Raw genomic sequence first — 26,503 nt, 5'->3', positions numbered from 1 at the left:
GGTGCCTGATGATGCGGCCCTGGTCAAGAGGGGCGCTGCCCCTGCCACATCTGCGATGTGGCGACCCCGAGATATTTTGGGAATGAGAAATCCCTGAGGGCTCTCTGGAGCTCAGAGGGCGGGTAAATCGGCCATCTCTATACTTTTCATAAAGCCTGTTGGGTGTTAGACTTTCACCCAGACCCGGAAAACGGGCGTTTTGAGGCAGAGATCGGCGTATTTCGATGACAGAGATGGTTTATGGCGCGTTGCCCGTTCGGGCGCGTGAGCCCGTGCTTCCGAAATGGTGGCAAACACTGGACAAATGGACGATGACATCCATTGTGTTGCTGTTTGTGATTGGCTTGATGCTGGGCATGGCGGCAAGCCCCCCTTTGGCGGCAAAGAACGGGTTTGAGCCGTTTCACTACGTCAAAAAACAAGCTTTCTTTGGCGGATTGGCGATGGTGACCATGGTTGTCACCTCGATGATGTCCCCCACATTGGTGCGCCGTCTTGCGGTGGTTGGCTTTGGCGTGTCCATGGTCGCGCTGGCGCTGTTGCCGGTGTTTGGCACGGATTTTGGCAAAGGCGCGACGCGCTGGTATTCGCTTGGGTTTGCCTCGCTGCAGCCGTCTGAATTCCTCAAGCCGGGATTTGTGGTGGTCGCGGCCTGGTTGATGGCGGCCAATGAAGAAATCAATGGCCCTCCGGGGCGGCGCTGGTCTTTCCTGTTGATGATGACCATTGTGCTGATGCTCGCCATGCAGCCTGACTTTGGCCAGGCCTGTCTGATCCTGTTTGGCTGGAGCGTGATGTATTTTGTCTCTGGCGCGCCGATGATGCTGATTGGCGGGATCATCCTGTCGCTGATCCCGGTGGCGAATTTTGCCTATAACAACTCAGAGCACTTTGCCCGCCGGATCGACGGGTTTCTGGATCGCTCGGTCGATCCGACCACACAGATTGGCTATGCCACCGAGGCGATCCGCGAAGGCGGTCTGTTTGGCGTCGGTGTGGGCGAGGGGCAGGTGAAATGGTCCCTGCCGGATGCGCACACCGATTTCATCATCGCGGTGGCGGCCGAGGAATACGGGCTGATCCTTGTTTTCGCGATTCTCGCACTCTACGCGACCATTGTGCTGCGCTCGTTTTTCCGCCTGATGCGGGAGCGTGATCCGTTCATTCGGCTGGCGGGCACCGGCCTTGTGGCGATTTTCGGCGTACAAGCGCTCATCAATATGGGCGTTGCGGTGCGGCTACTGCCCTCCAAAGGCATGACTTTGCCGTTTGTGAGCTATGGCGGCTCTTCCCTCATCGCCGGGGGGATTGCAGTTGGCATGATTTTGGCGTTTACCCGCAGCCGTCCTCAAGGTGAGATCGGGGACATTCTGCGGGGGCATGGTAGATGAGTAGACAGCCACTTTTGGTGATTGCGGCAGGTGGCACAGGCGGCCATATGTTTCCGGCGCAGGCGCTGGCGGAGGTGATGCTGCGCAAAGGCTGGCGGGTCAAGCTTTCCACGGATGCGCGCGGCGCCCGCTACACCGGAGGCTTTCCCCATACGGTGGAGATTGAGGAGGTCAGCTCGGCCACCTTTGCGCGTGGCGGGGCGCTGGCCAAGCTGGCGGTGCCGTTTCGCATCCTTGGCGGCGTTTTTGGCGCTGCGCTGAAGATGCGCAAAGACCGGCCCGATGTGGTGGTCGGCTTTGGCGGTTATCCGACCATTCCGGCGATGGGGGCGGCCTGGCTGTTGAAGCTGCCGCGGATGATCCATGAGCAGAACGGTGTGTTGGGGCGGGTCAATGAGATCTTTGCCAACCGCGTGGATGTGGTGGCCTGTGGCACCTGGCCAACGGCGCTGCCGGACGGTGTTGAAGGCACGCCGGTGGGCAACCCTGTGCGCAAGGCGGTGATGGATCGTGCGGGTGCAGGCTATATCGCGCCGGGGGATTACCCCATGTCGGTGCTGGTGATTGGCGGCAGCCAAGGCGCGCGCATCTTAAGTGATGTGGTGCCTGCGGCGATTGCCGCTTTGTCGTCTGATATTCTGGGCAACCTGCGCGTGGCGCATCAGGCGCGCGATGAGGATTTTGATCGGGTGTCGGCCTTTTACGCAGAAGCGGGCATTGCGGCGGATGTGCAGCCGTTCTTCACCGATGTTCCGGCACGGATGAGCGAAGCGCAGCTGGTGATTTCACGTTCCGGCGCGAGCTCGGTGGCGGATATCTCCATCATTGGCCGCCCGTCGATCCTTGTGCCTTTTGCAGCAGCGGCGGGCGATCACCAGACGGCCAATGCGCGGGGGCTGGCAGAGGCGGGCGGGGCGATTGTTGTGCCCGAGAGCCTTCTGACGCCGGAGTCACTGACCGAACAAATCACAACCATTTTGAGCAACCCGCAGGGCGCAAGCCAGATGGCGCAGGCCGCGCTGTCGGCGGGCAAGCCGGACGCGACCGAGGCGCTTGTGGCGCTGGTCGAGCAGCTGGCGAACAAGGACCAATAAGATGAACGCAGCAACCAAACTTCCTGGCGACGTGGGCGCCATCCACTTTGTGGGGATTGGCGGCATTGGCATGTCCGGCATTGCCGAGGTGCTGGTGAACCATGGCTATACGGTGCAAGGATCAGACCTGAAAACCACCAAGATCACCCAGCGACTGGCAGGCATGGGGGCGACGGTGTTTGAAGACCAGCGCGCAGAAAATCTGGAAAACGCCGAAGTGGTGGTGATTTCCTCGGCCATCAAACCGGGCAATCCGGAGCTGGATGAGGCGCGCCGCAAAGGCCTGCCTGTAGTGCGCCGCGCGGAAATGCTGGCCGAGCTGATGCGGCTGAAATCCAACATCGCTGTGGCGGGCACTCATGGCAAAACCACCACCACCACCATGGTCGCGGCACTTTTGGATCATGGCCATTTTGACCCGACCGTGGTGAACGGCGGGATCATTCACGCCTATGGCTCTAACGCGCGTGTGGGTGAAGGCGAATGGATGGTTGTGGAGGCTGATGAGAGCGACGGCACGTTCAACCGTCTGCCTGCGACCATTGCGATTGTGACCAATATCGACCCGGAGCATATGGAGCACTGGGGCACCGAGGAGGCGCTGCACAAAGGCTTTTATGATTTTGTCTCCAACATTCCGTTTTACGGGCTGGCGGTCTGTTGCACCGATGATCCGGATGTGCAGACGCTGGTGGGCAAGATCACCGACCGGCGCGTGGTGACCTTTGGCTTCAATGCCCAAGCGGATGTGCGGGCGATCAACCTGACCTATAAAGCGGGCGTGGCGCATTTTGATATCGCGCTGCAGGCTGAGGGCAAGGTGATCGAAGGCTGCACTTTGCCGATGCCGGGGGACCACAATGTGTCCAATGCGCTTTCGGCCGTGGCCATCGCGCGCCATTTGGGCATGAAGCTTGAGGAAATCCGTGCAGCACTTGCCGCCTTTGGCGGGGTGAACCGTCGCTTCACCAAAGTGGGCGAAGTGCTGGGTGGCGTGCCGGTGATTGATGACTATGGTCACCATCCTGTGGAGATCGCCGCAGTGCTGAAGGCTGCGCGGCAGGCGATTGGCGACAGTGGCGGACGGGTCATCGCTGTGCATCAGCCGCACCGTTTCACACGTCTGCATTCGCTGTTTGAGGATTTCTGCACCTGCTTCAATGAGGCTGATGTGGTGGGCATTGCCGATGTCTTTGCCGCCGGTGAGGCCCCGATTGAGGGGGCGAGCCGTGATGATCTGATCAATGGGCTGGTGGCGCATGGGCATCGTCATGCGGTCGCCATCTCTGAGGAAAGCGATCTGATCGCTTTGGTCAAAGACACCGCCAAACCCGGCGACATTGTTGTGTGCCTTGGGGCCGGGTCGATCAGCGCCTGGGCCAATGGGTTGCCGGGGCATCTGGGAGCATAAGCTGTGGTGGCTTGCGCGCGCCTCACAGCGCATTAGAGTGCCTCTGAAAGAGATATGAGGGACATGACGTGAGCCTATCTTTGACCCTTGCCTGCGTTTGGGTACTGGCCGCCGCCGTGGTAGCCATGCTGCCTTTGCAGAAACAATTCGCTGTTGGCTGGGCCTTGTTTGTGGCCGCGATGATCCTGATTGCGGTGATCTTTTATGAGCACGGTTGGCTGTTTGGCGGGCTGGCGCTTTTTGGCTTTGTCTCCATGTTCCGCCGGCCGTTGAATTATTACGTGCGCAAGTGGATGGGATTGCCTGTCGAGAGCGACATTGCCGAGGCTGAGGAATGAGCCTGTCGCTGACCTGTGCCTTCATCTGGCTGATTGCGGCCAATCTGCGCGCGATGTTTCCGTCCAAGGACAATCTCTGGTCTTTTGCTTATGTGATGATTGCGCTTGGCGTGCCGATTGTGATCGGCGTGGCCATCCAGCACAACATCTGGCTGGCGTTGGTGCTGGTGGGGATGGGCGCTTGGATCATGCGGTGGCCGGTGATCTACCTGTGGCGCTGGGTGAAAGGGAAGATCGGATGATCGCCGATCTGATCCTTGATGTGACCCTTGGGCTGAACGCGCTGGTCTGGTTTGCGGTGATGCTGATGCCGCTTTATGGTGCGATCACCGGATTCCGTCGCACCCGACCGCTGCTGAAGCGGGCAAGTCTGATCCTGATCTGTCTGGCGGTTCTGCTGGCCTCGTTGCTGGTGACGCTCAAAACCTTTGACACCGTTTCTGACCCGGAGTCGTTAGTGGCGCTTTATGCCTATAGCGGCTGGCTGGTGCTGGCTTTGCCCGGCGTGCTGGCGATGGGCTGGGGGCTGCATCTTGTAATCTTCCGGCTGCGCAATCGCGCTTAGGCGGGAATTGGCGCCATGCCAGAGGTCAAGGGCTTGCCGGGATAGGGTCGCTTCGGTATCGGTGCAGGGACCACAAGACCCCGAAGGACCCCTGACATGACTGATCTGCCCACACCGCGCGGCAAGCTAACGCCTGGCAAGGAGCTGTCGGGGCTGACGTGGCTGCGTGTGGGTGGACCGGCGGATTATCTGTTTCAGCCCGCGGATGTGCAGGATCTGGCGGATTTCCTCAAAGCGCTGCCCAAAGACGTGGCGGTTTTCCCGATGGGGGTCGGCTCCAATCTGATCGTGCGCGATGGCGGTTTGCGTGCGGTGGTGATCCGTATGGGGCGGGGATTTAATGCCATTGAGATTGAGGGCAATCGCGTGCGCGCCGGTGTGGCTGCGCTGGATGCGCATGTGGCGCGCAAGGCGGCTGCCGAAGGTGTTGATCTGACCTTTCTGCGCACCATTCCCGGCGCGATTGGTGGCGCGGTGCGTATGAATGCAGGATGCTACGGCAGCTATACCGCGGATGTATTTGTGCAGGCGACGGCTGTGACGCGCGCGGGCGAGATCGTGACGCTTACAGCGGAGGATCTGAATTTCCAGTACCGTCAGACCGACCTCCCCGAAGGCTGGGTGATTGTGGAGGCGGTTTTGGAAGGGCCATCCGGTGATCCGGAAGAGTTGGCCGCCCGCATGGAGACGCAATTGGCCAAGCGCGATGCAACACAACCCACCAAGGACCGCTCCGCAGGCAGCACCTTCCGCAATCCGGCTGGCTTCTCTTCTACCGGGAAGGCGGATGATGTGCATGACCTCAAAGCCTGGAAGGTGATTGATGATGCGGGGATGCGTGGCGCACGCATAGGTGGCGCGCAGATGAGCGATATGCATTCCAATTTCATGATCAATACCGGCGACGCCACAGCGGCAGATTTGGAAAATCTGGGCGAGGAAGTGCGAAAAAGGGTTTTCCAAAACAGCGGAATAGAGCTACAGTGGGAAATCATGCGGGTCGGGGAACCGTCCGCTGATTAACTTCTTACCAAATGCTTAATAACAGGCACAAAAAAGCGGTTTGAAGATATCACAACAAGGGCGCAAAGCCCGATAAAACAGGGCAAAGCCCGAACTGAGAGCAGGGCACAAAGCCCAATCCGAGCAGGCATCCCTTGCCTGAATAAAAATGCGGCTGAACAAGGCCGCGATAACGAGTCCGAAGGGCTCAAACCAAAACAGGGCCGAAAACGGCTCGGGACATTGAGGCACGTTGGGTATGTCAGAGCAGACAAACCCCAAAGTTGCAGTTGTGATGGGCGGACCCTCTGCAGAACGCGAGGTTTCGCTTTCCACAGGGCGTGAATGCGCCGCTGCGCTGCGGGAAGCAGGATATGAGACCGTCGAGCTTGATGCCGGGTCGGATCTTGTTGCGCGCCTTAAAGAGATTTCTCCGGATGTGGTTTTCAATGCGCTGCACGGCCGCTGGGGCGAAGACGGCTGTGTGCAGGGCATTTTTGAATGGATGCGCATCCCCTACACCCATTCCGGTGTGCTGGCTTCAGCCCTTGCCATGGACAAGCAGCGCGCCAAAGAGGCTTTCAAAGCCGCCGGTCTGCCGGTGGTGGAAAGCGTGATAGCGGACAAAGCCGATGTGAGTGCGCGCCACGTGATGGAACCGCCCTATGTGGTGAAGCCTAACAATGAAGGCTCCTCGGTTGGCATCTATATCGTCAACGCCGGCGCCAACACGCCGCCCAAACTGGCGGAGACCATGCCCGATGAGGTGATGGTGGAAACCTATGCGCCTGGCCGTGAATTGACGACCACCGTGATGGGCGACCGGGCTTTGGGCGTGACCGATATCATCACCGACGGCTGGTATGATTACGAGGCGAAATACGCCGAGGGCGGATCGCGCCATGAGATCCCCGCGCAGGTGCCGCAAGAGATCTACGACGCCTGCATGGACTATGCCGTGCGCGCGCACAACGCGCTTGGCTGTCGGGGTGTGTCGCGCACCGATTTCCGCTGGGATGAGGCGCGCGGATTGGATGGGTTGATCCTGCTGGAGGTTAACACCCAGCCGGGCATGACCCCCACATCGCTGTCGCCGGAGCAGGCGGCACATTGCGGCATGTCTTTTGCAGAGTTCTGCAGCTGGATGGTGGAGGACGCCTCATGCGACCGCTGAGCGCGCCAAAGCGCAAAAAGCCGCGCCACGATCCCGCGCCGAGCCGGTGGGCCTATCGCTTTGAGCGGCTGATGCTGACGCCGCTCTTTCGCTTTTGCCTGCGTACGGTTGTGCCTTTTGCAGTCGTGGCCGGCGGGACGCTGATTTATTTCTCTGATGAGGATCGTCGGGAGGCGCTGAGCCTTGCGATCAATGATCTGCGCCGCGAGATTGCGACACGCCCCGAGTTCATGGTCAGCGCGATGGCGATTGATGGCGCCTCCGATGGTACCTCCGAGGACATCCGCGATATTCTGTCGTTGAGCTTTCCGGTGAGCTCCTTTGACCTTGATCTGCCCGCCATTCAGGCGCGGGTCAGTGAGCTGCCGTCGATTGCCAGCGCCTCCGTGCGGGTGCGCACCGGCGGGGTGTTGCAGCTTGATATTGCAGAGCGCACGCCAGTTGTTGTTTGGCGCACCCATGAGGGGCTGACGCTTGTGGATCCGGATGGTCATGTGACCGGTCCGGCCGTGTCGCGCAGCGCCCATGCGCAGATGCCGCTGATTGCGGGCGAGGGCGCCGAAGGTCATGTGCGTGAAGCGTTGGAGCTTTTTGCTGCGGCTGATCCGATCGCGGATCGTGTGATCGGCCTTGTGCGTGTCGGGGAGCGGCGCTGGGACGTGGTGCTGACCCGTGAGCAGCGGATTTTGCTGCCGGAGCAGGGGGCTGTGCAGGCGCTTGACCGTGTGGTCGCACTCAACAGCGCGCAGGAGCTTCTGGAGCGCGATATTTCGGTGGTGGACATGCGGCTGACCCGTCGTCCGACCATCCAACTTACAGAAAATGCCGTCGAGGACTGGTGGCGCACCAGTCAGATAACCTTGGGGACAATAGGACAATGACAGAGCTGTATCAAAGCCAGCGCGCCATGCGTGCGATGCGCAAAGCGGCCATGCAACGCGGTGTGATTGCGGTTCTGGATGTGGGAACGTCCAAGATCGCCTGTCTGGTTCTGCGCTTTGACGGCACGGATCGGCTGGCCAGCGTTGAGGGCATCGGCTCCATGGCGGGGCAAAGCGGTTTTCGGGTGATCGGCGCCAACACCATCATGTCCCGTGGTGTGAAGTTTGGCGAAATCGACACCATGCAGGAAACCGAGCGCGCCATTCGCACGGTGGTGCAGGCTGCGCAGAAGATGGCCAAGATCCGCGTGGACCATGTGATCGCCTGTTTCTCTGGCGCTGAGCCGCGCTCCTACGGTCTGGACGGACAGATTGATGTGCATGGCCAAGTGGTTGGCGAGCAGGATGTGGCGCGCGTGCTTGCGGCCTGTGATGTGCCCGACTACGGCGCGGACCGCGAAGTTCTGCACGCACAGCCCGTAAACTTTGCGCTGGATCACCGCTCTGGTCTCAATGATCCGCGCGGGCAGGTGGGGCAGGTGCTGACCACCGACATGCATATGCTGACCGTCGACAAGGCGGCGGTACAGAACCTTGTGCATTGCATCAAACGCTGTGATTTGGAGCTGGCGGGGATTGCCTCTTCGGCCTATGTCTCCGGTCTGTCCGCGCTGGTGGAAGATGAGCAGGAGCTTGGCGCAGCTTGCATCGATATGGGCGGCGGGGCGACCAGTCTGTCGATCTTCATGAAGAAGCACATGATCTTTGCCGACACGGTGCGCATGGGCGGCGATCACGTCACCGGCGACATCTCCATGGGGCTTCAGGTGCCCATGGCCACGGCGGAGCGGATCAAGACCTTCTATGGCGGCGTTGTGGCCACCGGGATGGATGATCGCGACATGATCGAACTGGCCGGGGACACCGGCGATTGGGAGCATGATCGGCGCACGGTGAGTCGCGCAGAATTGATTGGAATCATGCGCCCGCGTGTCGAAGAAATCCTCGAAGAAGTGCGCGCGCGGCTGGATGTGGCCGGGTTTGAGCACCTTCCGAGCCAGCAAATTGTGCTGACCGGCGGCGGCAGCCAGATCCCGGGGTTGGACGGCCTGGCCTCCAAAATCCTGGGTCAGCAGGTGCGCCTTGGTCGCCCGATGCGCGTGCATGGGCTGCCTCAGGCAGCGACCGGACCGGGCTTTGCCGCCACGGTTGGCATGTGCCTTTTTGCAACCCATCCGCAGGACGAATGGTGGGACTTCGACCTGCCGGTGGATCGCTATCACTCGCGCACCATCGGGCGCGCGGTGCGGTGGTTCCGGGAAAATTGGTGAGGCTTTAGTTGGGGATAAAGTGACGAAAGTGACTTTTTGGGGGTGACCTCTTCGGACTGCGCCGTTAAGGTTTTCGTAACCGCCAGAGAACGCGGATCAAGCAGGCCGAGCAGTGGTCTCCGATATAATAGTAGCCAGTCTCGTGACGCCAGAGGTGTCTCGGATGGTTCCGTAGTGTTGTGCTGCGCATGGATTGCCCCGCAAAATATCGCGGTTTCGGCAAGATGCCGCTAGTTTTATAATTTTTCCTCCACATTTTGTGGCGAAATGCGCTTTTTGGGATGACGATTCCGGAAAGCGTGTTTAATAATGTGTTGGAGTAGGCAGAAAATGGCCCGCTGTGGCGGGTAAACAACAGGCGGACAGTTCTATGGCTTTGAATCTGACGATGCCCGATGAGGGTGATCTGAAACCCCGTATCACCGTATTTGGTGTAGGCGGCGCAGGCGGCAACGCGGTTAACAACATGATCGATAAAGCGCTGGAAGGCGTGGAGTTCGTTGTGGCGAACACCGACGCGCAGGCGTTGCAGCAGAGCAAATCTGACAGCCGTGTGCAGCTGGGCGTAAAGGTCACCGAAGGTCTGGGCGCTGGGGCGCGCGCAACCGTTGGCGCCGCGGCCGCTGAGGAAAGCATTGAGGAGATCGTGGATCACCTCGCAGGCGCACACATGTGCTTCATCACCGCAGGTATGGGCGGCGGCACCGGCACCGGCGCGGCACCGATCATCGCACAAGCCGCGCGTGAACTGGGTGTTCTGACGGTGGGTGTTGTCACCAAGCCGTTCCAGTTTGAAGGCGCCAAGCGGATGCGTCAGGCCGAAGAGGGCGTGGAGCAGCTGCAAAAGATGGTCGACACGCTGATCATCATCCCGAACCAGAACCTGTTCCGCCTCGCCAACGAAAAGACCACCTTCACTGAAGCCTTCTCCATGGCGGATGACGTGCTCTATCAGGGCGTGAAAGGTGTGACCGATCTGATGGTGCGTCCGGGCCTGATCAACCTCGACTTCGCGGACGTGCGCGCCGTGATGGACGAGATGGGCAAAGCGATGATGGGCACCGGCGAAGCGACCGGCGAAGATCGTGCGATCCAAGCGGCAGAGAAGGCGATTGCCAACCCGCTGCTGGACGAGATCTCCCTGCGCGGTGCCAAAGGCGTTCTGATCAACATCACCGGCGGTCACGACCTGACCCTGTTCGAACTGGACGAAGCGGCCAACCGCATCCGCGAGGAAGTGGACGCCGACGCCAATATCATCGTGGGTTCCACCATGGACGACACGCTGGAAGGTGGCATGCGCGTATCCGTTGTTGCCACTGGCATCGACGCTGCAGAAGCCAACGCTGCTATGCCGCTGCCACGCCGCTCCATGAAAGCGCCGCTGCCACAGGCCGAAGTTGAAGCAGCACCAGCTGCCGCAGCCCCTGTTGAGCAGGCACCGGTTGCCGCACAGGCCGCACCAGCGGCTGCGCAACCTGCCGCAGCTGCCCCTGCAGAGCCATCCCTGTTCCCGCAGATGGACGCGCAGCGCGCTGCCGCGGAAGAGCAGATGGAAGACATCTTTGAGGCGCCAGCCGCACAGGCCGCCGCACCGGCCGCGCCGACCTTTGATGCCGCTTCCGCAGGTGCCGATGTGCCTCCACCGGCTTATCAGCCGACCGCCGCACAACAGGTGCAACCGCAGATGTTTGAGGAAGAAGAGCCTCAGGATTTCGTTGCGCCACAGCGTCCGGCTCCAGGTACGCCAACTCCACAGCTGATGCAGCGTCTGCAAGCCGCTGTTGAAAAAGCGCCTGCCGCACCGGCCCGTCCTGCCGCAGCAGCGCCTGTGCAGGAGCCGCGTGCCGAAGAGCGTCCGCGCTTTGGCATCAACTCGCTGATCAACAAGATGACCGGCCACGCTGCTGAGCAGCAACCAGCCGCACGTCCGGCACCTGCTGCACCGGTCGCGCGCCAGCAACCTGCGGTTCAGTCGCAGGCACCGGCCACGCAAATGGACGAAGATCAGGAACGTATTGAAATTCCGGCCTTCCTGCGCCGTCAAGCGAACTGATTTATTCAGCTTAACACGTGAAGAGGTCGCCTTTTGCAGGCGGCCTTTTTTCTTTTTATTTGCAACGGCTTGTGGGGTTCGTGGCGGGGTTTCGCCGAACTGTTACAAACATGTTTCAGTCCGTTGCAAAGCTTTATTTGAGGTGACGGGCGGAACCAACTACCTCACTATTGCGGCCAAATGGGGTGCGCCGCGTAACCTTTGAGGATCACCGTGCAAGCCACTTTAAAAACACCAGTTCATTTCGTTGGAACCGGCCTACACTCCGGCGCTGAAGTGCACCTGACCGTGCGCCCGGCATCGGCAGATTACGGCATCTGGTTCAAGCGGACGGACATTCTGGTGGGCGATGCGATGATCCCGGCGCGCTGGGATGTGGTTGAGCAAACCGCACTCTGCACTCGTATTCTCAACACCGCAGGCGTGGCTGTGTCCACCATTGAGCATCTGATGGCGGCTCTGGCGGGCTGTGGCATTCACAACGCGCTGATCGAGATCGACGCGCCTGAAGTGCCGATCCTTGATGGCAGCTCTGCGGAGTTTGTGCGCGGTTTCCTGAAAGCGGGCATCGTGAGCCAGCATGCGTCTGTCTGGGCCATCGAAGTGCTCAAGCCCGTGTCGGTCACCCGCGGCGATGCGGTTGCCGAACTGCTGCCAGCAGATGAAATGCGCATCGATTTTCACATCGACTTTGTTGATGAAGCCATTGGTCAACAGACCAAGACCCTGAGCCTTGCCAACGGCAGCTTTGTGCGTGAGCTGTGTGACAGCCGCACCTTCTGCCGTCAGGCGGATGTCGAAGCCATGCAGGCCAATGGTCTGGCGCTGGGGGGCGACCCAACCGAGAACGCTGTGGTGTTTGACGGCGCCAAAGTCAGTGCGCAGGGTGGTCTGCGCCACTCCGATGAGCCTGTGCGCCACAAGATGCTGGACGCGATGGGCGATCTCTATCTCGCGGGTGCGCCTCTGCTGGCGCAGTATCGCGGCCACCGTGCCGGACACGCGCTGACCAATGCGCTTTTGCGTGAACTTTTTGCGGATCCATCAGCATGGCGTCTGGTGGAATGCACGGCCGCACAGGCCGCACGTTTGCCTGGTGCAGGCGTGCATATGGGCGAGGTTCCTGCGGTCGCCTAAATGTGATTGCAAGATTTGAAGCCAAAGACGTTTTGCCCCGGAAAATTCTGTGCTAACAGCATTCTGGAAGGGTGGGTAAATCCCGCGATGAAGAGAAGGTTGAGCACTATGTCAGGCATCGGGTCGCGGGCACGTCTTCTGGGATCGGTTCTGGCACTGGCCGTTGTGGTGGCCTGTGGCGACAATGACGCAAGCGACGCACGCCGTGGTTTGATCGATCTGGAACAATTCACACCGGAACAGATTTACGAGCGCGGCGAATTCGAGCTGGCACGGAATCGCGGCACGGATGCGGCGTTCTTCTTTTCCGAGATTGAGCGGCTGTACCCTTACTCAGAGCTGTCCCAGCGCGCCTTGATCATGCAGGCGTTTTCTTATCATGCCGATAAGAGCTATCCAGAGAGCCGGGCTGCGGCACAGCGCTATATCGACTTTTATCCGGCGGATGAGGATGCGGCCTATGCGCAGTATCTTCTAGCGCTGAGCTATTATGACCAGATCGACGAAGTGGGCCGTGACCAAGGCCTGACCTTTCAGGCTCTGCAGGAGCTGCGCAAGGTCATCGAGATTTATCCGGACAGCGAATATGCCCGTTCGGCGGCGTTGAAATTTGATCTGGCCTTTGACCACCTCGCCTCCAAAGAGATGGAAATCGGCCGCTACTATCTGCGCCGGGATCACTATGCGGCGGCGATCAAGCGTTTCCGTGTTGTGGTAGAGGATTTCTCCACCACGACCCACACGGCAGAAGCGCTGCACCGTTTGGTTGAGGCGTATCTCTCGCTGGGTCTTGTGCAGCAGGCACAGACCGCAGGGGCCATTCTTGGTTACAACTTCCAGTCCACCGAATGGTATGAAGACAGCTACAAACTGTTGACCGGACGCGGGCTTGAGCTTGAGGCCGCAGGCGACGGCTGGCTCAACCAAGTTTACCGTCAGACCTTGAAGGGGCAATGGCTGTAACGGCGCGCAGGTTGCGCCCTGCCAACTGACCCACATGCTGCGCTCTCTTGATATCCGCGATATGCTGATCATTGATCGGCTCGAGCTGGCGTTTCAGCCTGGCCTCAATGTGCTGACCGGTGAGACCGGGGCAGGCAAATCCATTTTGCTCGACAGTCTGGGCTTTGTGCTGGGCTGGCGCGGGCGTGCCGAGCTGGTGCGCGCGGGGGCGGAGCAGGGTGAGGTTGTGGCAGAGTTTGATCTCCATGAGGGCCATCCGGCCCACGCCATACTCGAAGAGGCTGGGCTGCCCGGCGGCGAAGAACTGATCCTGCGGCGGGTGAACCGCACCGATGGCCGCAAGACGGCCTGGGTGAACGACCGGCGCGTGTCGGGGGAAGTGCTGCGGCGCTTGTCTGAGACTTTGGTGGAGCTGCACGGTCAGCATGATGATCGCGGGCTGTTGAACCCCAAAGGCCACCGCGACCTGCTTGATATCTTTGCGGATACCGAAAAGCTGCGCGGCAAGACCCGCAGCACATGGAGCGCGGTGACTAAGGCGCGCAAGGCGTTGACCGCAGCTGAGGCAGCGCTGGCCGAAGCGAAGGCCGAAGAGGACTTCCTGCGCCATGCGGTGGCCGAGCTGGATAAGCTTGACCCGCAACCGGGTGAAGAAGCTGAGCTCGATACGCGCCGTCGCATGATGCAGGGTGCGGAAAAGGTGCGCGAGGACGTCAGCCGCGCCCATGCGGCGCTTGGCAACGGCGGTGCGGAGAGCGCCATGGGCGACGCCCTGCGCTGGCTGGATGGTGCTTTGGCGGAAACCGGCGGGGCTCTTGACGCGCCGGTCGCGGCATTGGAGCGCGCGCTTAATGAGGTGAGCGATGCGGTCGATGGCATCGAGCGCTGCTTGGAGGCGTTGGATTTCAACCCGCATGAGCTGGAAGAGATCGAAGAGCGCCTGTTTGCGATCCGCGCTTTGGCACGCAAGCATGGCGAAGTGCCGGATGAGCTTGGCACATTTGCGCAAAACCTGCGCACACGTCTGGCCGCGCTCGATGCAGGCGAGGGCAATATTGCAGCGCTGACCGCAGATCTCAATGCGGCAGAGAGCGCTTACGACGCCGCTGCAAACGCCCTGACCAAAGCGCGCCAGACCGCTGCGAAAGGGCTTGATAAGGCTGTCATGGGCGAGCTTGCGCCGCTCAAGATGGAACGCGCAGTGTTTGAGACCCGCATCCGCGAAGGCGACGCCGGTCCGGAAGGCCGCGACGCGGTGGAGTTTGTAGTGGCCACAAACCCCGGTGCTCCGGCAGGCCCGCTTGCCAAGATCGCCTCAGGCGGTGAATTGAGCCGGTTCCTTCTGGCGCTGAAAGTATGCCTGACCAGCGACATCAGTGGCATGACCCTGATCTTTGACGAAATCGACCGTGGTGTGGGCGGGGCAACCGCGGATGCGGTGGGCCGACGCCTGAAGGCATTGGCCGATGGCGGGCAGGTACTTGTGGTGACCCACTCTCCGCAGGTGGCCGCGCTTGGCGCACATCACTGGCGCGTGGAAAAGAGCGTGAAAAACAATCAGACCCTCAGCCGCGTCGTGCCTTTGAGCGCGGATGAGCAGATTGACGAAGTGGCCCGTATGATCTCTGGTGATACGATCACCAGCGAAGCCCGCGCTGCGGCCAGAGCGCTTCTGGGCTGACACAACTGGCTGCGCAGCCCCAGGCGTGGCAGCTGTCGCACAATTGTCCACATTCACGTGAAATGCGGCGCTTACCCCTTTGCTATGACAGCAAAACCCGCGTAGAGCAGAGAAGACCCCCTATGGGTCTGACTCCCGGAGATTTTGCAGCCCAATGGCGAAATCGGTTGGCTCCTTTCTGGCGGAAAGCGCTCAAGACGCGGCAAACACTTGTCGTGGAGGATGGCGCGTGCTGGTCACCAAAGGGCCAAGTCAGTTTCAGTTCTGGATCATCGCGCTTTGTATCGGGATTGCCGCCGGTTTTGCGGCTTTGTTCTTTCGCAAAGGCATCCATTGGCTGCAGTCCACGCTTTATGGCGCAGAGGATCTGACCAAGCTGCACAGCTTTGCCTATACGCTGCCATGGTACTGGCTGCTGGTGATCCCGACCGTCGGTGGCTTGGTGGTTGGATTGATCCTGCACCACTTCACGCCGGATGGGCGGGTGCGTTCTGTGGCGGATGCCATCGAAGGCGCCGCATTGCATGAAGGGCGGGTGGAGAAACGGGCGGGGATTGCCTCTGCCTTTGCCTCTTTGATCACCCTGTCCTCTGGCGGATCCACCGGCCGCGAGGGCCCTGTTGTGCATGTGGCGGGCGTGATTTCCAGCTGGGTTAGCGACCGCATCAATGCCAATGGCATCACGGGGCGCGATCTGTTGGGCTGTGCGGTTGCGGCGGCCGTTTCTGCCTCCTTCAATGCGCCGATTGCCGGGGCGCTCTTTGCGCTGGAAGTGGTGCTGCGCCACTTTGCCGTGCACGCCTTTGCGCCCATCGTGATTGCGGCGGTCGCTGGAACGGTGATCAACCGGCTGGAGTTTGGCGATGTCACGGAATTCATGCTCAACACCGGCACCGAGCTGCAATTTTATCAAGAGCTGCCCGCTTTTCTGATCCTTGGCGGGATTTGTGGTCTGGCGGCCGTGGCGCTGATGTGGACGATCTTCTGGGCCGAAGACATGGCCAACCATGTGCAGGAGGAGCTGCGCATCCCACGGTGGCTGCGTCCCGCGATTTCAGGCATTCTGCTGGGCATTCTGGCGATCTGGTTCCCGCATATTATTGGCGTCGGCTATGAGACCACCTCTGCGGCCCTGACAGGGCAGTTGCTGTTGCATGAGGCGGTGGTCTTTGCGGTGTTGAAGGTGATTGCGGTCTCCATCACCATGGCGGGCCGCATGGGCGGGGGCGTGTTCTCGCCTGCCTTGATGCTGGGCGCTTTGACCGGTTTGGCTTTTGGCATGATTGCCACGGCGATCTTCCCTGATGTGTCCGGCACAACCACGCTTTATGCGCTGGCCGGGATGGGGGCCGTGGCCGCCGCCGTGTTGGGCGCGCCGATTTCCACCACGCTGATCGTGTTTGAAATGACCGGAGACTGGCAGACAGGGCTGGCAGTGATGGTGGCGGTTTCGATCTCCACCGCGCTCAGCTCCCGCCTTGTGGATGGGTCGTTCTTCCTTACCCAGCTGGAGCGGCGCAACGTACATATCGCGGCAGGCCCGCAGGCCTATCTGCTGGCGCTCTGTGGCGTGGCGAAGGTCATGCGCAGCAACGATGACCCCAAAGCCGCCCCGGAGGAGCGGTGCTGGGAGATGGTGGCTGAGGGCTGTTATGTGAGCGGCAATGCCACGCTGGAAAGCCTGATGCCGATGTTTGAAGCCACAGGGGAGGCCTTTATCCCCGTGGTCACGGTGGTGGGCGAAGATGCCTCACCAGAGCTGTTGGGGGCGGTCTTTCACGTGGATGCGCTGCGCGCCTACAACAAAGCGTTGGCGGAGACCGCAGCCGAAGAGCATTCCTGAGCGCTTGCGTGCTTACTCGTAAAACTCGACAGAAGTTGCCCGCAGTTTGTAGGTCGCGCTGACATCAGAATCTCCGTCGACCAGAAACAAAGAGCTTATCGTCGGATCGTTACGCAGCTCGCCAGTAATCCAGACCGGGGTGTAAAGCCCCTCCGGCTCAAAGCCTTCGGGATAGCTCACATGCACAATCTGATTGGCAGGGGGCGGTGGCACATGGATACAGGCGCCGACTGTTGGCACCAGCAGGAATTCGGTCGCCGCGTCGCCGTTCATCTCAAGCGGCAGCAGATAGCCGGGCAGGCGGATGGACTGGCCCACCACAGCGTCATTGGGTGCGCTGGCCTCAGCCTCCAGCTGCGCCATGATGCGCAGGCGCTCAGACAGCAGGAAATCCACCTTCACGCCCTGATCATAGAGCACCCCGCGCAGGGCCTTGGCATCTGCGGCGGCGTCTTTGTCATTGTCTTCTTCGGCAATGGTGTCGAGCCGCAGCACGCGGGCGAGGTTTTCCATCTGTTCGTTGGTGAGAGTTTCAAATGGGTTTTTGATCGGTGTGGTTGGCCCCACCAGATCATCCCAGCCCAGCTCACGCGGCTCTGAAGCAAGGCTAGCGGTGCTCAGGCCCGCACAGATCAGCGCTGCTGCGGCTGCAGTGAATAGCGGTTTCATCGTTGGTGTCCTCACCCTCAAAGCCGTGTTGCCAGCCCATCTGCCAACGCCATGCGGTATATACCCCAAGCTGGCAGAAAACTGACCAAGAGGCCAAAACAAAAGATCGCGATCAGGAAGCGCAGATCCTACGCCGAGATCCCGGAAAAAAACCAATGCGGAAGCCGACAGCAGGTTGGATATTCTGCTCCTGTGCAGGAGCACACGTTCGCCAGCCTTTATGCAAAGCGACACCTGCGTGATCGCAGGTGTCTTCTTCTCCGGCCACCCTTATGTGTGGGCCTCAATCTTCATGCCCGCCACCGTCCCAGCCTTCTTGGCGAGAAGACGAGCGGCGGGAAGATGAGATCAGACGCGCTCGACCGTCACCAAATCGGAGCCGTGAAAGGCAATATGCGCCTTGATCCGCTCGACTGCTTCAATCGGGGCCTCATAGCTCCAGGCGGCATCCTTGATGGTCGTGCTCTTGGTCACGATGGAATAATAGGAGGCGTCGCCCTTATGCGGGCAATGCGTGGTCTTTTCACTGTCGTCCAGAAAGGCTGTCGCGATGTCGGCGCGGGGGAAATAGATCACAGGCGCATGACCCTCTTCGCTCAGCTCCAGTGCTGCGCTGCTTTCGCCCAGAATGGCGCCGCCAGCCCGCACTACCCAATTGCCGTCTGCCTTGCGAATGGTGATATTGCCGCTCATCAAATTTCCCCTTTTCCTCATCCTGTTGCCACTATCGCCGCTTTGTGACAGCGCTATGTCAGCTCAAACGACCTGCCGCACAGTCAAAGCGGCGCAGTTGCGCCATCCAACCACACATTCTCCTCTGGTGCGAGACGTGGTGACAAAAGCTGACGACACGTCGCATGGTAGTCATTGAGCCAGTCACGCTCATCAGCGCTCAGCATGTCGGGCACAATCAGCTCGCGGGAAATGGGTGTGTAGGTCAGGGTACGGAACTGCAGCATCTCGCGGTGATCGTCGCCACCGGGCAGAGCCGGGGCCTCCTCAACCACAATCAGATTCTCGATACGAATGCCAAAGGCACCGGGGCGATAATAGCCCGGCTCATTGGACAGGATCATACCGGCCTCAAGCGGCACATCACTCACCCGGCTGAGGCGCTGGGGGCCTTCATGCACACAGAGATACGCGCCAACACCATGGCCCAATCCGTGGTCGAAATCCTGACCCGCCATCCAGAGCGGCAAACGGCCAATGGCCTCGATATGGCTGCCTGCGACGCCTTTGGGGAAGCGCATGCGCGACACGGCAATCATACCCTGCAGCACGCGGGTGAAGGCCACTTTCACCTCTGTATCAACGTCGCCAACCGGCAAGGTGCGGGTGATATCCGTGGTGCCATCGGCATATTGCCCGCCGCTGTCGAGCACCATCAGCTCGCCCTCTTGCAACTGGCGGTTGGTGTCTTCCGTGACGCGGTAATGCATGATCGCGCCGTGCGGGCCGGAGCCGGCAATGGTGTCAAAGCTGATGTCCAGAAGCGCATTGGTGGCGCGGCGGCTGTCTTCCAGTTTGCGCACCACGTCGATTTCGGTGAGGGCGGTTTTCTCCTGCGCGTCAAACCAGCTCAGGAATGTGCTGACGGCCGCGCCATCCCGCAGGTGCGCCTCCACCATGCCTGCAATTTCTGCGGCGTTCTTGCGCGCTTTTGGCATCACGCAGGGATCCTGATCATAGGCGATCTCTGCCGCGCTCTGGGCCACGGCGGCCTGCACCGCGATTGGTGCGCTTGCTTTGTCCAGTCGCACGGTGCCGCTGGATTTGGTCAGATGCGCAATAAAGCCTGCTGGATCATGGATACGCACCTCTGCGCCCAGATGGTCCTGAACCGCTGCAAGTTTTGCCTCTGCCATGAACAGATCCACGCTGGCATCTGCGTTGAGGATGGCAAACCCATGGGCCAGCGGGTTGCGCGGAATGTCGGCGCCGCGGATGTTGAGCAGCCAGGCGATGCTGTCCGGAAGCGTGATCACTGCGGCGTCATGGCCTGCCGAAGACAGCTCGGCGGCCAAACGGGTACGTTTCTGGGCGTGGCTTTCCCCTGCAATATCAGTGGGATGGGCTTTCACAGCAGCCATTGGCGCGTCAGGCTGATCTTCCCAGATTGCGTCAATCGGGTTGGCGATGGGTACAAAGCTGATGTCGGTGCCAGCCACCGCCTTTTGCAGCGCTTCAAGCTGGCCAATTGTGTAAAGCCAAGGGTCAAAGCCAACGCGCCCCGCGCCCAGATGCTCCACAATCCAAGGCCCCGGCAGAACCTCAGGCCAGTCCACTGGGGTGTAGCAGCCCGCCACCTGTTCTTTGACCTGTGTGCGGTAGCGCCCGTCGACAAAGACGCCGGCAATATCGCTCAGCACCACGCAGAACCCGGCAGAGCCGGTAAAGCCCGTCAGCCAGGCCAGACGATCGTCACGTGGCGCGACATATTCCCCCTGATGGGCATCCGCGCGCGGTACCAGAAACCCGTCCAGCCCCCGCGCCTTCAGACCTCCGCGCAGTTTCTCAAGCCGGGCAGGGCCTTGTTCCGGGCGTGCGGTGACGTTGAAATCCTGAAACATGGTGAGGCTCCGTGGCTGTAGGTTGAACGCGCGTTCAGTGATACGCAATCGCTCTGCAATGGCAAGTCAGTAAGAGGGGGAACTGGCATTGCGGGCGCGGGGAGGGGGCAGCCCCCTCAGCCCCAGGATATTGGGTGGGACATTTGGCGCATGAGAAAACCGGCTTCTCATTCGTCAAATATCCCGGGGTAGGCACATCGCAGATGTGACAGGGGCAGAGCCCCTATCCCTTAACCTGCTTTGCGCATGCCCATCACACGTGCACGCGCACGCGGGTCGCTGTCAAACAGAGCCGCCAGCTGTTCAGTCATGGCACCGGCAAGCTGTTCCACATCGGTGATGGTCACCGCGCGGTCGTAGTAGCGGGTCACATCATGGCCGATACCGATGGCAAGCAGTTCAACAAGCTTGCGTTTCTCCACCATCGCGATCACGTCGCGCAGGTGTTTTTCCAGATAGTTGGCGGGGTTGACCGACAGCGTGCTGTCATCCACCGGTGCGCCGTCCGAAATCACCATCAGGATCTTACGCTGCTCTGGCCGCATCATCATCCGGCGGTGCGCCCATTCCAGCGCCTCCCCGTCGATATTTTCCTTGAGCAGGCCTTCTTTCATCATCAGGCCCAGATTTGGGCGCACGCGCCGCCATGGGGCGTCGGCGTGTTTGTAGATGATGTGGCGCAGATCATTGAGGCGACCGGGCTGTTGCGGACGGCCGTCATTGAGCCATTTCTCCCGGGCCAATCCGCCTTTCCAGGCACGCGTCGTGAAGCCGAGGATTTCGACCTTCACGTTGCAGCGCTCAAGCGTGCGCGCAAGCACATCGGCGCAGATCGCGGCAATAGAGATTGGGCGGCCACGCATGGAGCCCGAGTTATCCAGAAGCAGCGTCACCACGGTGTCGCGGAATTCGGTGTCATGCTCCATTTTGAAGCTCAGAGGTGTGGTCGGGTTGGCCACAACCCGCGCCAGACGGCCCGCATCCAGCGTGCCTTCCTCCAGATCAAACTCCCAGCTGCGGTTCTGCTGGGCCTGAAGGCGGCGCTGCAGGCGGTTCGCAAGGCGGCTCACGGCGCCTTTGAGCGGTTCAAGCTGCTGGTCGAGATAGGCGCGCAGGCGCTCAAGCTCGACAGGCTCTGCCAGATCTTCGGCGGCAATCTCTTCGTCGTTTGTGGTGTCAAAAACCACATAGTTCGGGTCAGCCTCAGACACCGGAGGGGGCGGCGGCGGATCAAGCGGGGCCTCGCCATCAGGCATCTCCGCCTCATCAGACATTTCGTCTTCGGCCATGTCATCCATAGTGACCTGAGCTTCGGACATGTCCTGCTGCTCTTCCTGAGACTGCTCAGGGTTGGCTTCCGCGTCTTCTTCGTCCTGATCGTCCTCGCCGGTGCTGTCCGGGTTGTCCTCTTCCTCGGATTCCGGTTCCGCCTCGTCCTGATCATCCTCAAGATCGTCGGGGTCGTCGCCAAGCTGGTCGCCGTAGCCGAGGTCGTCGATGATCTGACGGGCGAATTTCGCAAAAGCCTGCTGATCAGACAGAAGATCCTGCAGATCATCCAGATGTTCGCCGGCGTTTTGCTCGATATAGCCGCGCCAGAGTTCCATCACATTGGCCGCTGCCGGGGGCAGATCGCGGCCGGTTGCCAGGTGGCGGATCAGATAACCTGCGGCGGTGGCCAGAGGGGCCTGATCGCGGGCAGTGATCTCACCATAGCCGCGGCCTGCTGCTTCGTGGCTGATCTTGACGTCAATATTGGTCGCGGTGCCCGGCATCTCGCGCGCACCCATGGCCTCGCAACGCGCGGTTTCCATCGCCTCATAAAGATCACGCGCCATGCCCTGACCGGGCGCGTAGCGCAGGTGGGTCGCGTCATCGTGATATTTGTGCTGCAGCGCCAGCGCATCCGCCGTGCCGCGTGCCAAAAGCACCTCATCGCGGGTCATGCGACGGCTCACTTGCGGCAGGCGTACGCTGTCGCCGGAAATGCCGGAAGGATCAACCGTATAGGTCACCGACAATTCCGGATCGTCGGCCATCACTTTGGTGGCCTCTGCCAAGGCCTTTTTGAACGGATCAGCGGGGTTGTCGGACTTCTTGATCATGCCTGTGATTAATCACGGGAGCAGCGGCATGTGCAAGGCGTGAATGCGATTTCCTATGGTCTGAACGTCGCGGCCAAAGTGGCGGCGCTGGCAAGGTCACAGCACCATGTTGCGGCAATCGGCAATACGCTGGACAAGCGCCGCCTCGGCGCGTTCTGCCACACCGCGATCAAAGCTGTAGAAAGAATGCGCAAGCAGACCGGCGACTTCGCTCCATCCCTGCGCGCGCCACTGCACGGACACCTGCGTGCCATCCTCGTCTGGCAAGGCATCGGGCAACACCGCTTCGAGCATCAGATCAAAGGTTTCCACCAAGGCGGCGTTGCCGTCTGCTTCGGGGTTTTGAACCGCACGCTGATGTGTGGTCAGCGCCGAGATGCGCCCGGAGCAGGTGGCAAAGGCCTGCGCCTGCTGGTGCGGCCAGATTGGCAGAGAAGATGCAGCGGTGCCCATGGTCAGCAGGGCGGCGCCACAGAAAAGGCTGCGGAAGGTCGTGCGTGCTGAATATGTCATGTAACAAGTTTATGGCGCCTCGCCGGTCAGTCAATACTGTATATACAAATGATATTACAAATATATCTCACGTATGGGTGAGTGTGCCTGAGGTATGTGCGTTCTGTGGCTCCGATCTGGAGGCTTTGCTAAACGGGCAATGTTTCAGCCGCAGATAGGTCTTCGCACAAACAAAAAAGCCGCCTCACGGAGGCGGCTTCTCAACTTTCTGACAGCAGGCTTAGCCGAGGCTGACGCTCGCTGCACTTTCCGGCAGTTCTTCGTCAAAGCAGCGCTGGTAGAACTCTGCAACGGTCTGGCGCTCCAGCTCGTCACATTTGTTCAGGAAGCTCAGGCGGAAGGCATAGCCGACATTTCGGAAGATTTCCGCGTTTGCGGCCCAGTTGATCACGGTCCGTGGGCTCATCACAGTGGAGAGATCGCCGTTCATGAAGGCTGTCCGGGTCAGGTCTGCGACGGTGACCATCTGGTTCACAATCTTGCGCCCCTCAGCGGTGTTGTAGTGCGGCGCTTTGGACAGAACGATGGCGGCTTCAGCATCGTGGCTCAGATAGTTGAGCGTGCTGACCAGCGACCAGCGGTCCATCTGGGCTTGGTTGATCTGTTGGGTGCCGTGATAGAGGCCGGTGGTGTCGCCCAGACCAACGGTGTTTGCGGTGGCAAACAGGCGGAAGTAGGGGTTCGGCTTGATCACTTCGTTTTGGTCGAGCAGCGTCAGCTTACCGTCGGCTTCCAGCACACGCTGGATCACAAACATCACGTCCGCACGGCCCGCATCATATTCGTCAAACACGATCGCAGTCGGGTTGCGCAGCGCCCATGGCAGGATGCCTTCGTGGAATTCTGTGACCTGCTTGCCGTCGCGCAGCTTGATCGCGTCCTTACCGATCAGGTCGATACGGCTGATGTGGCTGTCGAGGTTCACACGCACACAGGGCCAGTTCAGACGCGCCGCAACCTGTTCGATGTGGGTGGATTTACCGGTGCCGTGGTAGCCCTGGATCATCACACGACGGTTGTGGCCAAAGCCTGCGAGGATCGCCAGCGTGGTTTCCGGGTCAAACTTATAGGTCGGGTCGATTTCCGGCACACGGTCTGTACGCTCTTCAAAACCCTTGATTTTCATATCGCTGTCGATGCCAAAGACTTCGCGCAGATCAATGTCTTCAGTGGGCTTTGTGTTGCTGTCCATGATGCCGTCGGCCATGCTCGTTGTCCTTCCATGTGCCGCGCAATCAGGGGCGGCTGAAATCTACCGGCCTTTGGTGCATCAAATTGAAAAGGATCACAAGCGAAACCACAAAAAAGACGCGGCGTTGTGCATTGGCTGCAAGAGGCCGCTCTTTTGGCGCGCTATTGATCGGGCAAAAGTGCCAGCCAAAGGCGCTCGCGTTGCGCCCTTAAACCTCGTCCAGCGCGGCGCGCACTGCTGCTGTGATTTTCTCGCGGCTCGCAGCATCCAGCCCCTGCATTTCCACCACAAGCTTGTCGCCTTGCTCGGTGGCGCTGGCGGCGCGGCGGTTGGTGCCGTGGCGCAGCACACGGTAAGGGGTGATGGCGCGCGAGATGCCTTTGAAGTGCTGGGGCTCCAGCGGCTCGGCATCGACCAGATCACGGGCATGGGCGTAGGTTTCATAGCTCATCACAATGCCACCCGGCTCCGCAATGCCTTCCAGTCGCGCGGCCAGATTGGCCTCCGCGCCGATGATTGTGTAGTCCATGCGGGTCTCTGAGCCGAAATTGCCGACGTTACAGTAACCGGTGTTCAAACCCATGCGCGCGCGGAACGGGTGTTCCACGCCGCGCGCGCGCCAGATCTGTTCCAGCTCATCCAAGCGCTGCTGCATTTCAAGCGCCATGCGCACACAGGCACGGGCGTCTTCTGACACGCCTTGGGTCGAGGGGTCGCCCACAAAGGCAACAATCGCATCGCCGATAAACTTGTCGATGGTGGCGCCGTGCTTGGCCGCGATCAGCCCCATCTCCGAGAAATATTCATTCAGCAACGCGGTCAGCTCTTCGGGCTGCATCCGTTCCGTGGTGGCGGTGAAGTCTTTGATGTCGCTGAAGAACACCGTCAGCTTTTTGCGCTCAGTACTGATGGAGGCGTCTTTCTCCCCCTCAAAAATCGAGCGGTAGACCTGCGGTTCCAGATATTTGGAGATCTTGAGGGAGACATCGGCCAGAAAGGCGTTGTTCTCTGTCAGCTCTTTGTTGGCGTCGCGGAATTTGCCGGCCAGTTGCAGCTGGTGGCGCGCAAAGGTCACCACCAAAAAGCCAGCCACCAGCATATAAGTCAGCAGGAATTTGAATGAGCTCAGGTTCAGCGAAAGCGGCTGTCGTACATGCACGATTTGCAAGCCGCGCACCGCTTCAGGGGGCCAGGAGGCTGCGGTGTCGGTGCCACCAACCGCGACACAATCCGGGCAGTCCTCAGCGTGGATCAGCGGCGTTGCCATGGTCAGTCGGTGACCAAAGAGGCCGCCTTGTTCCTGCACAAGATGAGTGCGCTTGTTGTCAGGATCACGCAGGGTGGTGAGCGCATTGCGTTCAAACGGGCTCAACTCTGAGGCTGATGCCTCGGTCCCTAAATCATCAAACACATAGCGGAAAGTCACACCGGGCAGGATTTCTGAGAAGCGTTCTGACAGCGCGATCGCGGCGGTTTCCGCTGACGGGACACCGGCGTCAAGCTGCTCCGGACCTGAGACCTCTTGGCGGTAGAGCAATGTCGCCTGTTGTGCGCCATCTGCATCGCGCACAAAGACCTCAACATTGCTGGCGTAGTAGCTGCGGATATTGTCCATCAGCCGGTTCAGACCAGTCGCCTGCCGATGCAGGTTGTGATGGGAGAGACTGTTCAAATCGAGCCACAGGGCCACAGGCAAGAGCGTGATCGCGGTGGCCGCCACCAGATAGAGCTGCCTTGGGTGGGCTGTAAGGTGGTCGATCAGTTTCTGCATAAGTGTCCCCAACTGGATAAGGGTGGTGCGGCGGGTGGTGCGGCAAAGGTCTCCTGCCATCGTAGCGGGACTTTGGCGCGGGTCCACCGGTGAAAGAGCACAGAGGTACAAACGCAAAAGGCGCGGCCAATCGGCCACGCCCTTTGGTGAAGTTTGCCATGCAACTATTTGAAGTTGCGGCTTTCCTTGATCTGATCCCAGGCCCAAACAACTTCTTGAAGCTGTTCTTCCTGGCTCCGGTCGCCGCCGTTCATATCCGGGTGCAAAACCTTGATGAGCTTTTTGTAGGCTTTGCGCACCTCGGCCTTGGTCCAATGGTCTTTGGCGTCCAAAATTTCGATCGCACGGCGCTCTGTCGGAGGCAGGCGTCGCCCGCCGCCGCCACCTTTGCCGGGGTTCTGCGTGGCGTTGCCGCCCAGCACCTGATGGGGGTCTTCAATGCCCAGTCGCGCCCATGCGCGCGTTTCTGGGTCAACAAACTTCTTGGTTTCGCGCTCCCAGACTTTGTCCTTGGAGTTCTGCGCGTTCATTTCGGCTTCGGTCTTGCCGTCAAAGAAGTTCCACTTGAGGTTATACTCGCGCACGTGGTCCTTGCAGAACCACTTGAACTCATCAAGCACATCCGGCGCGCGTGGGGCGCGGTAGGCGCCAGCCTCTTCGCAGCCGGGGTGCTCGCAGGTGCGGGTCGATGTCTCTGACGCACCAGTCATGCCACGGCGGCCGCGCGGGTTTTTCTTCTTCGCCGACTTCACGGACATATCGAAACCAAAGGGATCTGATTTGGTCATGAACTCACCTTTTCGACTCGGAGCA

23 protein-coding genes are annotated in these 26,503 nt (G+C 60.2%); 15 read left to right on the top strand and 8 right to left on the bottom strand.

The genetic code is table 11. From position 1 onward, the window contains the following. Positions 1 to 224: 224 nt before the first annotated feature. The 15 genes from ftsW (at position 225) to ACO07T_RS17240 (ending at position 16,867) form a co-directional block, all read left to right on the top strand. Complete coding sequence (ftsW, locus tag ACO07T_RS17310; protein WP_209063699.1) at positions 225 to 1,391, top strand: putative lipid II flippase FtsW; 1,167 nt, start codon at positions 225 to 227, stop codon at positions 1,389 to 1,391. Beyond that, entirely contained in the window at positions 1,388 to 2,485 is a 1,098-nt protein-coding gene (murG, locus tag ACO07T_RS17305; protein WP_422050398.1) for an undecaprenyldiphospho-muramoylpentapeptide beta-N-acetylglucosaminyltransferase, read from the top strand. The genes ftsW and murG overlap by 4 nt, the downstream gene beginning before the upstream one ends. A 1-nt stretch (position 2,486) precedes the next feature. After that, a complete protein-coding gene (gene murC, locus ACO07T_RS17300; protein WP_422050397.1) occupies positions 2,487 to 3,896 on the top strand; it encodes a UDP-N-acetylmuramate--L-alanine ligase in 1,410 nt (469 codons plus the stop codon). 68 nt (positions 3,897 to 3,964) lie between these two features. Next, complete coding sequence (locus ACO07T_RS17295) at positions 3,965 to 4,234, top strand: DUF2484 family protein (protein ID WP_209079368.1); 270 nt, start codon at positions 3,965 to 3,967, stop codon at positions 4,232 to 4,234. After that, on the top strand, positions 4,231 to 4,476 hold the full coding sequence (locus ACO07T_RS17290; RefSeq protein WP_422050396.1) for a DUF2484 family protein: 246 nt from the start codon (positions 4,231 to 4,233) through the stop codon (positions 4,474 to 4,476). Before ACO07T_RS17295 ends, ACO07T_RS17290 begins: the two co-directional genes overlap by 4 nt. Continuing rightward, positions 4,473 to 4,799, top strand: coding sequence for a hypothetical protein (locus tag ACO07T_RS17285; protein WP_422050395.1), 327 nt, complete (start codon positions 4,473 to 4,475; stop codon positions 4,797 to 4,799). The genes ACO07T_RS17290 and ACO07T_RS17285 overlap by 4 nt, the downstream gene beginning before the upstream one ends. A 96-nt stretch (positions 4,800 to 4,895) precedes the next feature. Then, the gene (murB, locus tag ACO07T_RS17280) at positions 4,896 to 5,822 is read left to right on the top strand and encodes a UDP-N-acetylmuramate dehydrogenase (RefSeq protein WP_422050394.1); all 927 of its coding nucleotides are present in this window, start codon (positions 4,896 to 4,898) and stop codon (positions 5,820 to 5,822) included. Between the two features lie 238 nt (positions 5,823 to 6,060). Continuing rightward, complete coding sequence (locus ACO07T_RS17275) at positions 6,061 to 6,975, top strand: D-alanine--D-alanine ligase (protein WP_422050393.1); 915 nt, start codon at positions 6,061 to 6,063, stop codon at positions 6,973 to 6,975. Then, positions 6,963 to 7,856 carry a cell division protein FtsQ/DivIB gene (locus ACO07T_RS17270; RefSeq protein WP_422050392.1) on the top strand — a complete coding sequence of 298 codons (894 nt, stop codon included), beginning with the start codon at positions 6,963 to 6,965 and terminating at the stop codon, positions 7,854 to 7,856. Before ACO07T_RS17275 ends, ACO07T_RS17270 begins: the two co-directional genes overlap by 13 nt. Then, on the top strand, positions 7,853 to 9,187 hold the full coding sequence (gene ftsA, locus ACO07T_RS17265; RefSeq protein WP_422050391.1) for a cell division protein FtsA: 1,335 nt from the start codon (positions 7,853 to 7,855) through the stop codon (positions 9,185 to 9,187). The genes ACO07T_RS17270 and ftsA overlap by 4 nt, the downstream gene beginning before the upstream one ends. Positions 9,188 to 9,557: 370 nt before the next feature. Next, complete coding sequence (gene ftsZ / locus ACO07T_RS17260; RefSeq protein ID WP_422050390.1) at positions 9,558 to 11,243, top strand: cell division protein FtsZ; 1,686 nt, start codon at positions 9,558 to 9,560, stop codon at positions 11,241 to 11,243. Between the two features lie 213 nt (positions 11,244 to 11,456). Beyond that, complete coding sequence (gene lpxC, locus ACO07T_RS17255) at positions 11,457 to 12,380, top strand: UDP-3-O-acyl-N-acetylglucosamine deacetylase (protein WP_209063677.1); 924 nt, start codon at positions 11,457 to 11,459, stop codon at positions 12,378 to 12,380. 108 nt (positions 12,381 to 12,488) lie between these two features. Further along, on the top strand, positions 12,489 to 13,343 hold the full coding sequence (locus ACO07T_RS17250) for an outer membrane protein assembly factor BamD (RefSeq protein ID WP_209063675.1): 855 nt from the start codon (positions 12,489 to 12,491) through the stop codon (positions 13,341 to 13,343). Positions 13,344 to 13,377: 34 nt separating this feature from the next. Next, positions 13,378 to 15,024, top strand: a complete 1,647-nt coding sequence (recN, locus tag ACO07T_RS17245; RefSeq protein WP_422050389.1) for a DNA repair protein RecN — start codon at positions 13,378 to 13,380, stop codon at positions 15,022 to 15,024. A gap of 154 nt (positions 15,025 to 15,178) precedes the next feature. Next, positions 15,179 to 16,867, top strand: coding sequence for a chloride channel protein (locus tag ACO07T_RS17240; RefSeq protein WP_209063671.1), 1,689 nt, complete (start codon positions 15,179 to 15,181; stop codon positions 16,865 to 16,867). Positions 16,868 to 16,879: 12 nt separating this feature from the next. On the opposite strand, the gene ACO07T_RS17235 is transcribed toward ACO07T_RS17240, so the two are convergent. From ACO07T_RS17235 to ACO07T_RS17200, 8 genes are all read right to left on the bottom strand, one after another. After that, the gene (locus ACO07T_RS17235) at positions 16,880 to 17,536 is read right to left on the bottom strand and encodes a DUF3299 domain-containing protein (protein WP_422050388.1); all 657 of its coding nucleotides are present in this window, start codon (positions 17,534 to 17,536) and stop codon (positions 16,880 to 16,882) included. Positions 17,537 to 17,884: 348 nt separating this feature from the next. After that, positions 17,885 to 18,229: a DUF427 domain-containing protein gene (locus ACO07T_RS17230; protein ID WP_209063667.1), complete on the bottom strand. Its 345-nt coding sequence runs from the start codon at positions 18,227 to 18,229 to the stop codon at positions 17,885 to 17,887. Positions 18,230 to 18,312: 83 nt separating this feature from the next. After that, positions 18,313 to 20,109, bottom strand: a complete 1,797-nt coding sequence (locus ACO07T_RS17225) for an aminopeptidase P family protein (protein ID WP_422050387.1) — start codon at positions 20,107 to 20,109, stop codon at positions 18,313 to 18,315. A 230-nt stretch (positions 20,110 to 20,339) separates the two neighbouring features. After that, entirely contained in the window at positions 20,340 to 22,214 is a 1,875-nt protein-coding gene (gene cobT / locus ACO07T_RS17220) for a cobaltochelatase subunit CobT (protein WP_422050386.1), read from the bottom strand. A 96-nt stretch (positions 22,215 to 22,310) separates the two neighbouring features. Further along, a complete protein-coding gene (locus ACO07T_RS17215) occupies positions 22,311 to 22,727 on the bottom strand; it encodes a hypothetical protein (RefSeq protein WP_422050385.1) in 417 nt (138 codons plus the stop codon). Between the two features lie 220 nt (positions 22,728 to 22,947). Continuing rightward, on the bottom strand, positions 22,948 to 23,934 hold the full coding sequence (cobS, locus tag ACO07T_RS17210) for a cobaltochelatase subunit CobS (protein ID WP_209063659.1): 987 nt from the start codon (positions 23,932 to 23,934) through the stop codon (positions 22,948 to 22,950). Between the two features lie 193 nt (positions 23,935 to 24,127). After that, a complete protein-coding gene (locus ACO07T_RS17205) occupies positions 24,128 to 25,690 on the bottom strand; it encodes an adenylate/guanylate cyclase domain-containing protein (protein ID WP_422050384.1) in 1,563 nt (520 codons plus the stop codon). Between the two features lie 164 nt (positions 25,691 to 25,854). Beyond that, positions 25,855 to 26,478: a J domain-containing protein gene (locus tag ACO07T_RS17200; RefSeq protein ID WP_209063655.1), complete on the bottom strand. Its 624-nt coding sequence runs from the start codon at positions 26,476 to 26,478 to the stop codon at positions 25,855 to 25,857. Positions 26,479 to 26,503 lie beyond the last annotated feature (25 nt).

The sequence above is a fragment of the Shimia sp. genome (assembly GCF_965227725.1).
GTDB lineage: Bacteria > Pseudomonadota > Alphaproteobacteria > Rhodobacterales > Rhodobacteraceae > Shimia.
The sequence above is the reverse complement of the archived record's forward strand: the minus strand, read 5'-3'. Positions and strand labels throughout refer to the sequence as shown.